The organism is Saccharomonospora piscinae (genome assembly GCF_005862235.1).
Taxonomy (GTDB): Bacteria; Actinomycetota; Actinomycetes; order Mycobacteriales; family Pseudonocardiaceae; genus Saccharomonospora; species Saccharomonospora piscinae.
The window spans coordinates 336732-352033 of record NZ_VCEK01000001.1; the positions used below are offsets into that span (position 1 = coordinate 336732).

Sequence of the window (15302 nt, forward strand, 5' to 3'; positions counted from 1 at the left end):
GCTACGCGATTCCCCTCCGCCGCGCGGTTCCGGCTCCTCGTTCCGGCCGCAGCGCCGAGGCGAGCAGCCGGAGCAGATTGGTGCGGTCGGTCTCCAGGAAGAAGTGGTCACCGGGGTGGATCCGGACGGAGAACTCAGAGTCGGTGTAGGACTCCCACTCCCGCACGTCGGTTTCCGGCGCTTCCTCGTCGGCGTCCCCGGCGAAGGCGGTCACCGGGCAGGTGAGCGTGACCGCGTTGCGTGGGACGTACTTCTCGGCCAGGGCGAAGTCCGCGCGCAGCACGGGCAGCAACAACTCCTTCATCTGGTCGTTGGCGGCCACTTCGGGTGGTGTGCCGCCCAGGTGGGCGATGTGCGCCCACAGGGCCTCGTCGGTCAGGACGTGTGCCTGGTTGCGCGCGGGCAGATGCGGCGCTGCGGCCCCGGAGGGGAAGAAGTGCTCCGGCGGCCTGCCCTCCCGCTGCAGCGCGCAGCTCAGCTCGTAGCCGAGCAGGGCACCCAGACTGTGCCCGAAGACCGAGTACGGGCGGTGCGCGCGGGGACGTAGGTGGTCCAGCAGGTCGGCCACCAGCGGTTCGAGTTCACCCAGCGGTGGTTCGGTGAACCGGTGGCCCCGGCCCGGCAGTTCGATGGGCACGACGTCGATCCAGTCCGGCAGCTCCCGCTCCCAGCCCCGGAAGGTTCCGGCCGACCCTCCGGCGTAGGGCAGGCAGAACAGGGTGTGTGTCGTCACGAGCGCTCCCCGATGTTGTCCAGGACGAGAGCGAGCTCGTCGTCGTCGAGACCAGCCAGCGGGAAGTCGCTCCCGCTGGCGCCACCGGCGTCGGGACGGCGGCAGTGCTCCGCGATCGCGACCAGCGCCTCGGCGTGTGCCCGGCAGCGGTCGGCCACGCCCCAGCCCGGGGCGCGCACCGCCCACTCCAGTCGCAGACGGCCCTGCACGAGAGCGGCGGTGACCGTGATCGGCTGGGCAGGGACGCGGCGCGGGTCCGGCCGGACCGAGGCCGCACCCAGGTACCGCAGCAGCACCGGCTCATCGCCCCGCACGGCGGAGCGGGCGCGGTAGGTGGATTTCGCGTCAGTCAGTGCTGCTCTCATCGCGGCCACGGCGGCGTTGCCTGCGCCACCGGGCTGCGACACCGGCACAAGCGCGACCGCGCCGGAGACGGTGAAGGGCCCGACCGCGCCCTCGGCGGCTGTGTCCCGCCCGTCGCGTTCGACCGCGCAACCCGGCAGACCCGCGTCCCCGAGCACCAGTGCCAGTGCGGCGAAGCAGGCCTCGTCGAGCCGCATCCGGTAGGACTCGGCGACCCCGTACACCAGAGCTTCGGTCTCCTCCCCGGTCAGTTCCGCCCGCGCGGTCACCGGTTCTTCCGACAGCGTGTGCTCGATCGCGGCACTCGCCCGCGGCTCCGGCACCGTCGACCGAGTGGGCCCACCCTCCGCGCGAACCCACTCCGCGAACGCGGTGCACACCGGCGGCGGAGCGGGTTCGGTCCCCGAGCGGAGGTCGGCCAGGACGGCGTCGAGATCACGCAGCATCGTCGTCCATGACGCCTCGTCGGCGACGAGCTCGTGGGCCAGCCAGATCAGTCGCCGGTCGTGCGCGTCGAGATCGAACAACGCCGCCCGTGCCACGGGCCCCCGGACCGGGTCGAGTTCGCCCGCCATCTCCTCGATCATGGCCGAAAGCGCGTGCTGCCTGCGCAGTTCCGGGAGCGCGGACAGATCGACCAGTGGCACGTAGGGAGGTTCGTCGTCCACGGGTGCGATCGTCTGACCGATCCCGCCCTCCGGTTCCTCGACCAGGCGCAGCCGCAGTGCCGGATGCCGGGCCAGCAACCACGCGCTCGCCCGGCCGACGAGTCCGGCATCGACATCGGGTTCCACCGCGACCGACGCCCAGCGGGCTCCCGGGGACGCGGCCAGCCTCGTCGCCTGGTCGGCGCTGATCGGCAGTCGCTCCCCTGTGGAATCCACGGCCGCGCCGGAACGAGCCTGACACGCCGCGGCGGCGTGCCGCAGGGTGGGCAGCTCGAACAGGTCCTGCAGGGTGAGGTCGAGACCCTCGGCGTTGGCCCGCGAGACGAGCTGCACGGCGCGAATGGAGTCCCCACCGGCTTCGAGGAAGCCTCTCGCGGGGTCGACCGCCTCGACACCGAGGACCTCGGAGATCATCGCGACCAGCCGTTCGGTGAGCGCGTCGGCCGCCGCGTCGAATTCGCCATGCTCGGCCGAGGCCGCCGGATCGGGCAGCGCGGACCGGTCGACCTTGCCGTTGCCGGTCAAGGGCAGTTCCGAGACCACGAGCAGCGTCGGGGGCACCATGTACGACGGCAGCTCACCGTGCAGGTGGCGCTCCACGTCGGCGAGGAGGTCGTCGGTGTCGGTCTCCCCGCCGACGGCCGGGATCAGGTACCCGACCAGACGTTTGTGATGGCGGTCGCCGAACGCCGTGACGACCGCGGTGCCGATCTCGGGATGTCGGAGCGCGGCGGCTTCGATCTCCCCGAGCTCGACCCGGTAGCCGCCCACCTTGACCTGGAAGTCCTCCCGGCCGAGGAACTCGATCGTGCCATCGGGGCGCCACCGCCCGAGATCCCCGGTCCGGTACAACCGCTGCCCGGTGTCGGGGTGGGTGACGAACTGGGCCGCCGTCCGTTCCCCGTCACCGAAATAGCCGTCCGCGAGGCCCGCGCCACCGATGTACAGCTCACCCGTGACGTGCACGGGGCACTCCTGCCAACGCTGGCCGAGAACGTGGAAACTCTGGTTGCGCAGCGGTGTCCCGTACGGAATCGAGTCCCACGCAGGGTCGATCTCCGCGATCTCGTAGTGGATCGACCAGATCGCGGCCTCGGTCGCCCCACCGAGGGAGATGACACGGCAGCCGGAAGCCACCTCCCGTAGCCGGTCCGCCAGATCGAGCGGGATCCAGTCACCGGACAGCAACGCCAGCCGCAGCGGCAGCGTGGTCTCCCCCGCGCCCCGAGCGTGGTCGGCGAACATCTGCGCCAGCGCGGGCACCGAGTTCCACACGGTGATGCCGTGCCGCCGCACCAGATCCAGCCAGCGCTGCGGGTCACGGCGCGCGTCCGGCTCGGGCAACACCAGTGTCCCGCCCGCGCCCAGCAATCCGAACACGTCCCAGACCGACAGGTCGAAACTCAGCGACGACAGGCCGAGCACCCGGTCGTCGGCGCCGACACCGAACCGCTCACAGATGTCGACGCAGGTGTTCAGCGCGGCCCGGTGGGAAACGGCCACTCCCTTGGGGTCGCCGGTCGACCCGGACGTGAAGATCACGTAGGCCAGGTCGTCCGGACGTGCCAGCGACTCGGGCATCTCGGCCGTGCCGGGATCGGCCGTGAGGTCGAGGTCGAGCGCCCGGACGCCCTCCGGCCACTCGGTCCGGCCGTCCGGCGCGACGACCGCGACCCGGCAGCGGCCTCGCTCGACGAGGTGGTCCTGGCGCTGCGCGGGCAGCTCCGGATCGACCGGAAGGTAGGCGCCCCCGGCCCAGTGCACACCGAGCACGGCGGCGATCTGCGCCGCGCTCTTCGGCAGCGAGACGGCGACCAGCTGCCCCGGGCCCACCCCGAGGGCCCGCAACCGGTGCGCGAGCGCACCGGCGTGCGCACCGAGTTCGCCGTAGGTCAGCGTCGCGTCCGGCGCCACGACGGCGATGGCGTCCGGGCGGATGCGGATCTGTTCGCCCAACCGATCGCACAGCAGGCCCTCCGGCAGCGCGCCGCCGGTGTCGTTGGCTCGCTCGACCAGCTCCCGGTCCCGGGGCGGAAGCCGTGGCCCGGGAATCCGGGACCACGGCTCGTCGGAGTCGGCCAGCTCCCGCAGCAGCGCGGCGTAGGCGTCCAGCATCTGTTCCAGCAGCCCGTCCGGGAAGAGCTCGTCGATACCGAGCCAGCTCAGATACACCCCGTCCGAGACCTGGATGGCCGCCCCGTCCAACCACACCTGGGGCGTCTGCGCGGCCTCGTGCACGATGTCGCCGAGCCAGCCGAGCAGCGACTCGTCCGGAGACTCCGCCTGCTGCACGAGGGTCGAGGTGAACACCACCGGCATGCCACCCGCGTTGCCACCCTGCTCTCGCGCCAGCTCCCGCAGGACCTCGACGCCGTTGAGGTAGCGGTACTCCAAATCCGACCAGCTCTGTTCCTGGAGCGCGTCGGCGATCTCGGCGAAGGAACCCGAGCCGAGATCGATCGGGAGCAGGTCGAACGAGGCGAACTCGCCGACGAGGTCCTCCACGTCCGGATGCACCTCGAACCGGTTGGTGACCGTGACGTTCACGGTGAAGCGGCTTTCGCGCGTCCACCGGCCGAGCACCACTCCGTAGGCGGCGAGCAGGATCGACGAGGCGGTCACGCCGTGCTGTGCGCCCCGGTCGACCAGCCGCTGCCAGACGTCGGTGGGCAGGAGTCTGCCGTGCGAGCCGAAGCGGGGTTCGGTGAGTTCGGCCGGGTTGCGCGCCAGCGGGAGCTGCGGCGGGGGCGGAAGCCGGCGCGCCCGCTCCCGCCAGTATTCGAGGGATCGCTGGTAGAGCTCCGTGCCGCGGATCTCCGAGGCGGCCAGAACGTAGTCGCGATAGGAGATGCCCAGCGGCGCGAGCGCGGGCCGCTCGGCGGCATAGGCGCGTCCCCAGTCCCGCAGCAGGATGCGGATGGAACCGATGTCGGCGATGAGCAGGTCGAAGGAGATGAAGACCCGGTGCCGCCGCTCGGGCAGCCGGGCGACGACGATGTCGAACAGCGGCCATCGATCGACCGGCCGCATCTCGTGCGAGAGCCGCTCGCGGAGCTCGTCCAGCTCCGCCGCGACCTGCGCGTCATCGTGGTCGCGAAGATCGCGCACGGTCAGCTCGTACGGTCCCACATCCGGGAGGACGCGCTGTGTGCCCGCGTCGGTGAGCACGGCGTGCAGCATCGGGTGCCGCTGCTCGACGGCGTTCCAGGCTCCCTGAAGCCGGTCGAGGTCCAGCTCGCCCGCTGCCACTTCGAAGTAGACGTGGGCGGCGACGTTGCCGAGCTGGAAGTTTCCCTGTCTGCCGATCCACTGGGCCTGCTGGATCTCGGTCAGCGGGAACGGTTCGTACCGCTGCTCCGGGTGCGCGACGGCCTGCGGTATCCCGGTGCGCTCGTCCGAAGACTCCGCGCCGAGCTCGGCAGCCAACTCGGCCAGTTTGCCGACCGTTCCGGCTCGGACCAGCCTGCGCAGCGGAATGGTGACCTTGAGTTCCTGCTCGATGCGTTGCACCACCTTGATCGCGAGCAACGAGTGCCCACCCAGTTCGAGGAAGGGGTCGTGCAGCCCGACCGGCTCGACTCCGAGCAACTCCTGCCAGATGCCGGCGATCCGCCGCTGGAGTTCGGTGTCCGGCTCGGTGAACTCCGCATCGAGTTCGGGGCGTGGCTCCCGGCCGGAAGCGGGAAGCCCGGACTCCACGCGGCCCTCGGCGTCGTCGACGGCCGAGTCGGCGGAATCGCCGCCGACACCGGTGTCCAGGGTGAGCGGGCCGCCCGCGCTGGGAGAACCAGCCGGAATCCAGTACCGGCGGCGCTGCATCGGGTATCCCGGCAGCGACACGCGACGGCGTGGGGCATGGGCGTCCACGGCGGCGAAATCGACCTCGACCCCGGACAGCCACAGGCGGCCGAGCGCCGTCGCCAGGGTCACGGTGTCCGAGCCCTGCTCGCCCGCCGCACGCAGCGTGGTCGCGGTGTGCGTGCGTTTGCCCTCGGGGCACACCTTCACCAGCGAGGTTAACGTGTGCCCCGGCCCGACTTCGAGGCACACCGGATGCTCGGCGGCGCCGCTCACCCGTGCGAAGCCCGCGGCGAACCGGACGGGGTCCAGGATCTGCCCGGCCCAGTAGTGCGGGTCCGTCGCCTGCTCGGCGGTGAGCCAGTCGCCGGTTCGGTTGGACACCACGCGCTCGTGCGGTGCCCGCAGCGAGACACCGGTGAGGAAGTCGGCGACTCCCCGCGCGGCGGGCCGCATCATCTCGGAATGGAACGCGTGCGAGGTGTGCAGGCCGCGAGTATGGACGCCGGTTTCGGACAGCTCGTCGCGGAAGGCGTCGACGGCGGCGTGCGGGCCGGACACCACACACAGCTCGGGCGCGTTGACCGCCGCGATTGACAGCGTGGGAGGCAGTGTCCGACGCAGTTCGTCCTCGCCGAGCCCGACCGCGACCATGGCTCCGCTCGGCTGCTCCTGCATCAACCTCCCCCGCAGCGCGACCAGGCGCAGCGCGTCGGGCAGATCCAGCACCCCCGCCAGGTGCGCCGCGGTGATCTCACCGATGCTGTGGCCGAGCATGGCATCGGGCCGGGCTCCCCGGTCCCACAGCAGTGTGGCCAGCGCGGTCTGCACGACGAACAGGGCGGGCTGGGCGTAGCTGGTCTGGCGCAGCTGTTCCGCCGCGCGCTCCGGGTCCGCGTCCTCGGGCGGGTAGAGCAGCTCCCGCAGGTCGATTTCCAGCTCGGGACGCAGGATGTCGGCGGCATCGTCGACCACGGCGCGGAAAGCGGGCTCCTGTTCGTAGAGCTGCGCACCCATCCCCGGGTACTGGCTGCCCTGGCCGGGTAGCAGCCAGCACAGCTCCGGTTGCCCGGCCGGAGCTCGCCTGGTGAACACCCGTTCCGGGTCCGGCTCGGCCAGTGCCGTCGCGGCGCCCTCGGCACCCAGCGCGTCCTCGATGACCGCGATCCGCCGATGCCGGAAGTCTTTGCGGCCAGTCTGCAGGGTTCGTGCGACGTCGGCGAGGTCGGTGCGAGGGTCCGGTTCCGTGCCGTGCGCCCCCCGCAGCGCGGCGGCAAGGTCACTCGCCCGCTCGTCGAGCGCGTGCTTGCCCTGCGCGGAGAGCGTGAGTACATGCACGTTCCTGCGGGGGCCCTCCGGCGGCCGTGGCGGCGCCTGCTGCAACACGGCGTGCACGTTGGTGCCCCCGAAGCCGAACGAGCTCACCCCGATCCGCCGCGGTGACCCGTTCCGCTTCCAGGCGGTGGTCGTGGTCGCGACCCGGAACGGCGTGCGGTTGAAGTCGATCTCCGGGTTGGGCTCGGTGAAGTTCAGGCTCGGCACCAGCTCGCCTTCGCGCAGCTGCAGCACCGCCTTGATGAAGGAGGCGATCCCCGCGGCGCTGTCCAGATGGCCGATGTTCGACTTCACCGAACCGAGCAGACACGGGTGCGAGCGCCCGGTTCCCTCGCCGAAGACCTTGGTCAGCGCGGCGACCTCGATCGGGTCACCCAGCGGGGTTCCCGTACCGTGCGCCTCGACGGCGTCCACGGTCTCCGGCGACACCCCCGCCACAGCCAGCGCGCCCGCGACCGCCCGCGCCTGCCCCTCCACGCTGGGAGCGGTGTATCCGACCTTGCTCGCGCCGTCGTTGTTCATCGCGCTACCCAGCAACACGGCGTCGATGCGATCGCCGTCGGCGACGGCGTCGTCGAGCCGCTTGAGCACCACCGCGCCCGCACCGCTGCCGATGGCGGTACCGGTGGCCCGCGCGTCGAACGGCCGGCAGTGCCCGTCAGCGGAGAAGATGGAGCCCTCCTGGTGGAGGTATCCGTTGCCGTGCGGAACCCGCACCGTGACACCGCCCGCGAGCGCGACGTCGCACTCGTAGGACAGCAGCGCCTGCGCGCCGAGGTGGACCGCCACCATCGAGGAGGAGCACGCCGTCTGCACGGCCACCGCGGGTCCGTCGAGGTCGAACTGGTAGCTGACTCGGCTGGCCAGGTAGTCCTTGTCGTTGGCGACGAGCAGCTGGAAGCTGTCCGGGCTGGCGTCGTAGACGCGCCCGCGCAGCAGGTTGGCGAGCAGGTATCCGGACAGGGTCGAGGCCGCGTACACCCCGATCGAGGCGTCCCCCGCACCGGGCACGACGGCGGCATCCTCCAGCGCCTGCCACGCGCACTCCAGAAACAACCGCTGCTGCGGGTCGAGGATCGCCGCGTCCCGCGGAGAGAACCCGAAGAATCCCGCGTCGAACTCCTCGATCCCCGCCAGCGTGATCACGGAGCGCACGTAACGGTGTTCGGCGAGCATCGCCGGATCGGCGCCGTTGGCGATCAGCGTGTCGTCGTCGAGTTCGGTCACCGACTCGACACCGGACCGCAGGTTGCGCCAGAAGGAGTCGATCTCCGGCGCGCCGGGCATCCTGGCGGCCATCCCGATCACGGCGACGGCGGGCGGCTCACCGCCCTCGGCGGCAAGGTACTCGCTCATGAGCGCGTCCGTCCTTCCCCCGCTACAGCGGTCCGCTCCTGCCCTCGGGGAGGGCGTGCGACCCGGCGCATCCGCGCCCGCGCGGTCGCCTTGTCGATCAGCTCGTCGGTCTCGGGATCGTCGTCCCGGGACAGTGCCTCGGCGAGCCTGCGCACCGTGGCGTGCTCGAACATGCGCACCAGCGGGAAGTCGACGTCCAGCTCGGTCCGCAGCCACCGGTAGGCCCGCACGATCGCGGCGGAGTCCGCGCCGAGATCGAAGAACCTGCTGTGTACGCCGATCACGTCCACGTCGAGCACCCGGCGGAACACCGAGGCGATGGTGCGTTCCAGCGTTCCGGCCGGGGGGCTGTCGTCCAGCTGGTGCTCGGTGGGTGTCACCATCCGCTCCACCGCCGAGCGATCCACCTTGCCCACCGGGGTCAGCGGCAACCGCTCGGTGACGACCAGGGTCGCGGGCACCATGTACTCGGGCAGGTTCCGCCCGAGGTGGTCACGGAGGTCCTCGACCAGATCCCGTTCGGTGCGTTGTCCGGTCGTGGCGGGTTCGGCTCCGGCGGGCAGCAGCGCACCGCCGAGCACGGCGTGCAGCGGCTCGTGCTCGGCACCGAGCCGGAACGCCTCCCTCAGCGCACCTGCGGGGTCGTGCGTACCGACCTGGCACAGCCCGATGCCGTGGGACGGGGCGTGCTCATCGAGCAGCTGAGTCATCAGACCGGTCTCGATGAGGCAGAGGTCCCGTGCCCGCACGCCGTACAGCGGTCGCACCGCGGCGAGGTCGGCCACGAGGAAGACGGCGAAGGCCGCGGTGCCGACAGCCTCGGCGTCCACTCCGAACCCCACGGAACCGGTCAGCTCGTGCTCGTCGATCGGCACCAGCCGATGTGCGGAGGGATCGTGGTAGTAGGTGCCGCCGGCCAGCCCCTCAACCTGTCCGTGGCGGACCCACAGGTAGGTCTGCACGCCGTAGCTGTTGCCCGCCGAGGCGTACGCGTACTTCGGCAACGACTCGCCCGCATGGGAGCGCAGCGGAGCCAGCAGCGCCGAGAGCTCGGCCAGAGTCACCGGCCGGGCGGCGAAGCGCCGGTGACTCGCCCTGCTCGGCACCCCGTCCGACGCCGCCGTCAGCGACACGGGGTCACACGGCGGGTCCACCGCCGTGTCCAGATCAGTGCGCACCCCGTTCCGGGCCAGGGTGAAGTCCATGCGCTCCAGGCCCCCGGCCAGCACACCGGAACCGAACATCTCCTCCGTGGTGGGCTCACTGCGGAGCCCGGACGGGACCACGCACGCCGCGAGGCGCTTGCCGTGGCGGTCGCCGAGCGCGGTGACCACGGCCGCGTCCACGTCCTCATGGGCCAGCAGCGCCGACTCGATCTCCCCGAGTTCGATCCGGTACCCGCCGATCTTGACCTGGAAATCCGCGCGCCCGAGGAACTCGATCGTGCCGTCCGGCCGCCACCGGCCCAGATCGCCGGTGCGGTAGAGCCGTTCACCGGTCCGGGGATGCGTGACGAACCGCGTCGCCGTCTTGTCCGGATCGCCGAAATACCCGTCGGCCAGCCCGGCGCCGCCGATGAACAGCTCCCCGGACACGTGCACCGGACATTCCCGCCACCGGTCGTCGAGCACGGACAGGGTCTGGTTCCGCAGCGGTGTGCCGTAGGGGATCGACTCCCAGGCGGGATCGACCTCGTCGATCTCGTAGCAGACGGACCAGATCGCGGCTTCGGTGGCGCCGCCGAGGGAGACCACGCGGGCCTCCGGCGCGATCGAACGGATCCTGTCCGGCAGATCCACCGGGATCCAGTCACCGGACATCAGCACCAGCCGCAGCGGAACCGGCTCGGCCGCGCCGTGCGTGTAGTCGGTGAACATGCGTGCCAACGCGGGCACCGAGTTCCAGATCGTGACACCGTGCGCCCGAACCAGCTCCAGCCAGCGAGCCGGGTCACGACGGTCCTGCGGCTCGGGCAGCACGAGTGTCCCGCCCGCGGCCAGCACGCCGTAGATGTCCCAGACGGACAGGTCGAAACTCAGCGAGGACAGCCCGAGCACTCGATCCTGCGGCGTGACGTCGAAGCGCTGGTTGATGTCGACGCAGGTGTTCAGGGCCGCGCGGTGCGAGCAGACGACACCCTTGGGTTCCCCGGTGGAGCCGGACGTGAAGATCACGTAGGCCGGGTCGGTGGGACGTGCGGGTGTGCCAGGCGGCGCCACGGTGCCCGGGTCCGCGTCGAGTTCCACCCGCACCACACCGACTCCGTCCGGCCAGGACGCGCGGTGCTCTCCCGCCACGACGAGACCGCACTCCCCGCGGCTGAGCAGCAGATTCTGCCGTGCGGGTGGGAGTTCGGGATCGATCGGCAGATAGGCGGCACCGGACAGGGTGACCCCGACGGCGGCCACGACCTGAGCCGCGCTCTTGGTCAGGCTCACGCCCACCACATCACCGGGGCCCGCGCCGAGCTCCCGGAGCCGGTGAGCCAGTGCCCCCGCGTGTGCGGCCAGCTCCGCGAAGGTGAGTTCCGCGTCCGCGGCGAGGACCGCCTTCGCCTCCGGCCGCCGGGTCGCCTGGTCCAGCACACCGTCGTGCAGCAGCCCGTCGGGCACCACCCCGCCGGTGTCGTTGGCGCGCGCCACCAGTGCGTGGTCCGGATTCTCCAGCAGCGTGTCGAGAGGTTCGGACCAGCTGTCGTCGCCGGTCGCGGACAGCTCGTCGAGCACCGTCCGGTAGGAGCCGAACATGGCATCGAGCGTGCCCTCGACGAACAGTTCGTCCACCGCGTCCCAGTTGAAGTCGAGCCCGTCGGGGTCCTCGAACAGCTGGTGGTCGAGCAGCACCTGTGGGGTCTGGGAGAGCCCGAAGGCCCGGTCTCCGAGCCAGGACAGCGGCATCGGCTCGCCGGTCCGGTCCGACTGCCCCGAAGCACTCGCGAACACGACCGGCGCGAAGATCTCGGCCTCGCCACCGCGGGCCCGCCCCAACTCCCGCAGCAGCCGCACCCCGCTGAACGCGGAGTGCTCCAGGTCCTGCCAGAGCCGCCGCTGCACCTGCCGTGCCAGGTCGGCGAAGTCCCGCGCGGCGCCGAGATCGACTTCGAGCAGGGTCACCGACGTGAAGTCGCCGACCAGCGCGTCGACCTCGGGGTGGACGGGCGCGCGGTTGAACGTCGGCAGGTTCAGCGTGAACCGGCCCCGCTGGCCGAAGGTGCCGAGCACGGTGGCGTACGCGGCGATCAGCACCGCCGAGGTGGTGACCCCGGCGCTTCGCGCCCGCCGCACGATCCGCTGCCAGCGGTCCCCGTCGACCCTGGCCTGCCTGCGCACGAACTTCGGCGGCCGGCCCAGCCCCGACGGTGGCCGGGCCAACGGCAGTTCGGGGCCGGGGGGAAGGGTCGCCAAGCGGTCCATCCAGTACTTTCTGGACCGCTCCGCATGCGCGGGGTCGCCGTCCTCGTGGAGCACGTAGTCCCGGAAGGTCAGGGCGAGCTCGGGCAGCTCCACCTCGGGGTCCGTGTAGCACGCCTGCCATTCCCGGGAGACGATGTGCAGGCTCCACAGATCGAGCACGAGCAGGTCGAGGCTGACGTGGACGCGGTCGACACCGCCCGGTAGCCGCGACACCCGGATATCGAACGGCGGCCACGCGTCGGCGTCGAAGGTCTGCACCGACATCTCGCCCCGCGTGAGCTCCACGTGTTTCGCGGCCTGCTCCTCGGTCGCCTCGCGGAGGTCGAGCACCGCCATCGGAGGGATCTCGGGGTCCGGGAGAACTCGCTGGGTCCCGTCCGCCGAGATCACCGAGCGCAACGCGCCGTGCCGCTCGACCACCCGGCACCAGGCGCGGTGCAGCCGGTCGGGGTCGAGCCCGGCGGAGTCGAACTCGCCGTAGAAGTGGGTCCCGACCCCGCCGAGCGCGTAGCCGCCGGAACGGCCGACCAGGTAGGCGTGCTGGAGCTCGGTGAGCGGGAACGGTTCCCCGCGAGCCGCCGGTGCGGGAGTGATCCGCGTACCATCCCGCTGCGGACCGGTCACGCCGTCCGCGCTCGCGCGGAGGCTCAGCGCGCGCGTGTCGGTTCCGCCGAGTTCGTGGATCGGCACCGACAGTCCGAGTTCCCTGGCGAGCACGCCGCGGAGTTTGATCAAACGCATCGAGTCGAGGCCGAGCTCGACCAGCGGGGTGTCCGGGTCGATCGCGTCCGTCGGCGCGCCGAGCAGGCTCGCGATCCGGTCCCGGACGGCGTCGAGCGGAGTGCGCGCCGCGCTCGCCCGCGCGCTCCCGCCCGCGTACGCCCCCACGGCGCCCAGCGGATCGAACTCGCCCGCGAGGTAGGCCCGGCGACAGGCGGCACGCTGAACCTTCCCGGTGGAGGTCAGCGGTATCCGGTCCGGGGGCAGCACCACGACCTCGTGCGGGTCGATCTCCTGCTCGGCGATCACCGCGCGGCGGGCCGTGGCCGCCAGCTCGTCCGGAGCGGTCGGGGTATCCGGCGCCGCGCTCACCAGGACTACGAGTCGTTCGCCGTCCTCGCCGTCGATCGCGAACGCGGCGGCGGGCCCGGCGGCCAGCTCGGGAGCGCAGCGCTGTGCCGACTGTTCCACGTCGTGCGGCAACAGGTTCCGGCCCCGCACGATGATGATCTCGCTCAACCGGCCGCAGATGACCAGCTCGCCGTCGTGGAAGAACGCCAGATCCCCGGTGCGCAGGAACGGCCCGGTCCCGTCGGCGAGTCGCGCACCGAAGGTCTCGGCCGTCTGCCGCGGCCGCCGCCAGTAGCCGCAGGCGACGATGTCGCCGCGAATCCACAGCTCACCGATCTCACCCGGGGCGCATTCCGTGCGCTGCTCGGGATCGACGATGAGCAGCTCCGCGCGGCTGGCCGGTCGTCCGCAGGGGATCAGTTCGGTGGTGCGCTCGCCAGGGGTGGCGTGTTCGATCCGGCCGCGCTCCAGCGCCTCGGTGTCGACGTGCATCCGGGCGGGGCCGTCGGGGCGGCATCCGCCGGAGCCCATCATGATCTCGGTGGTCCCGTACGCGGTGAAGAACGCCGAGGAGGTGAACCCGCACGGGCCGAACGCCTCCGCGAACGAGTCCAGCACCGACGAGCGAATCCGCTCCGAGCCGACGATGGCCACCGCCCACCGGGACAGGTCCAGGCCGACGCGGTCCGGCTCGGCGATGTCCTCGGTACATCGCTGGTATCCGAACGGCGGCGCGCCGCTGAGCACCTCGCTGTCCGCCTCGGAGATCGCACGCAGCCATCCCCTCGGCTCGGCCAGCGCGTCCTCGGGAGTCAGCAACGTCACCGGGCCGTCCAGCCGGCTACCCATCAACAGCAGGTTCAGGCCCAGCACGTGATGGACGGGCACCCAGTTGACCACCGAGGAACCCGGAGGCAAGGCCACCCGCCCGGCCAGTTCGTCGAGCCACGTGCACAGCAGCCGGTGGCTGACCTCCACGGCCTTCGGTGCTCCGGTCGATCCGGACGAGTACTGCAACACCGCCAGCGTGCCGGGCTCGATCGTGGGTGGTGTCCAGTCCGGCACCGGCTCGGGCTGTGCGACGTCGAGCACGATCCAGGACACCGGGCCGGCGTCGCGTTCGGCCCAGAGCTGTCGCGCCGCGGGCGCCGTCGCAGCATCGGTGATGATCACGTCGATCTCGGCGTCCCGCCCGATCTCGACGAACTGAGCTTGGCCGTCCCCGGGCAGTGGTGTCGGCACGGCACACGCTCCCGCGTACAGCACGCCGGACAGGGCCACGCAGAATTCCAGGCTTCCGGGAAGCAGCAGCAACGCTCGGGTATCCGGCCGCAGGTGTGCCGCGAGGGCCGACGCACGGTCGTTCCATTCGGTTCCGGTGAGCCGGGCGACGACCGCACCTCCCTGACCGGCGAGCGCGACGGCTGTCCGGTCACCGCGGTCGGTGCAGTACCGGCGCAACCGCTCGGTGAGGTTCGGCTGCTGCGGACCACTCATCGCTTCGGCGCCCCCGTTCGGACGGTGTGCTGCTCCTTCGGTGGAAGGAGGTTGTCACCGTCCCGCCGGTCGTGGAGAGCTCTCCGGGGGTGACTTCCAGATCCCCTCCGCGGTGGTACCTGGTCGGGTAGTCCAGCCAGCAGGCCCGTTCCCGGGCCCAGTCGTGGCCGTTGACGCCGCCCCTCGAGCGCGCCGAAGGTGAATGGGTACGCGGGCCCAGGTCATCGGAACGGAGTGCTGTTCGTACGGGGCCGGAGCGGTCGAGCGGGTGGCTGTCCGGCCCCGCGAGCCGGACAGCCACGGTGTCAGCGGCGCTGTCGCTGCCGGGCTTGCTCAGATGATGTCCAACCGGACGGCCTCGGCCGCCGCGAGAGTACGATTGGGACAATTGAGTTTGGCGAGCACATTGCCCACGTGCCGCTTGACTCCATTGATGCTGATTCCCAGCCTGGTCGCGATCTGTTTGTTGCTGTACCCCTCGGCGAGCAACTTCAGCGTGTCCCGCTCCCGGGGGGTCAGCAGGTTGACTCCGGTGAAGCCGATCTTGCTCGGTCGTTGGATCTCGTCGAGTAGTCCCTTGGTGAGCTCGGGAGGCACGTATAGCTGACCCCGCCAGATCGCGCGGATGGCTTCGTCCAGCGCGCCGATACTGATGTTCCCCTCGACCAGGAAACCATCCGGCCGCAAATCCGCGGCGTCGGCTACCTCGGCATTGTCGACGCCCTGCAACAAGAGCACGACCTTGATACTGGAATCCCGGATGGAACTCATCTTCGCCGCGTCGGTACGCACCATGCGGTGCGAGACGAGCAGAAGCCTGTCGTGCTCCCGGTCCGCCAGTCGAGTGGTGAGCGTCGGCCAGTCCTCACACACGTGGGACTGCCCTATTCCGGGCATCCTGGCCACGAGCGACTCGAGCCCGTTGCTGATCACCTCGTCCGGGTGCGCGACCAGCACCGAGATCTTGCGCTCGCCATCGGGGCGAGCAGCGTCCGAACCGGACCCTTCGACGGCGATAACGGTGGGACTGTGGTTGAGCATGGCTTTCCACGACCTCCTCGACATTTC

At 71.2% G+C, this 15302-nt stretch carries 4 protein-coding genes; all 4 read right to left on the minus strand.

The window, feature by feature from the left end:
- Position 1: 1 nt before the first annotated feature.
- Positions 2 to 733 carry a thioesterase II family protein gene (locus FFT09_RS01660; RefSeq protein ID WP_081190123.1) on the minus strand — a complete coding sequence of 244 codons (732 nt, stop codon included), beginning with the start codon at positions 731 to 733 and terminating at the stop codon, positions 2 to 4.
- Entirely contained in the window at positions 730 to 8253 is a 7524-nt protein-coding gene (locus FFT09_RS01665) for a non-ribosomal peptide synthetase/type I polyketide synthase (RefSeq protein WP_138381597.1), read from the minus strand. Before FFT09_RS01665 ends, FFT09_RS01660 begins: the two co-directional genes overlap by 4 nt.
- Positions 8250 to 14234 carry a non-ribosomal peptide synthetase gene (locus tag FFT09_RS01670; RefSeq protein WP_138381598.1) on the minus strand — a complete coding sequence of 1995 codons (5985 nt, stop codon included), beginning with the start codon at positions 14232 to 14234 and terminating at the stop codon, positions 8250 to 8252. Before FFT09_RS01670 ends, FFT09_RS01665 begins: the two co-directional genes overlap by 4 nt.
- Before the next feature lie 333 nt (positions 14235 to 14567).
- A complete protein-coding gene (locus tag FFT09_RS01675; RefSeq protein WP_167305315.1) occupies positions 14568 to 15275 on the minus strand; it encodes a response regulator transcription factor in 708 nt (235 codons plus the stop codon).
- Positions 15276 to 15302 lie beyond the last annotated feature (27 nt).

Bases quoted from the DNA above. Each gene is read 5' to 3' on its own strand.
- FFT09_RS01675 (WP_167305315.1), bottom strand. From the start codon at position 15,275: ATGCTCAACCACAGTCCCACCGTTATCGCCGTCGAAGGGTCCGGTTCG.
- FFT09_RS01670 (WP_138381598.1), bottom strand. From the start codon at position 14,234: ATGAGTGGTCCGCAGCAGCCGAACCTCACCGAGCGGTTGCGCCGGTAC.
- FFT09_RS01665 (WP_138381597.1), bottom strand. From the start codon at position 8,253: ATGAGCGAGTACCTTGCCGCCGAGGGCGGTGAGCCGCCCGCCGTCGCC.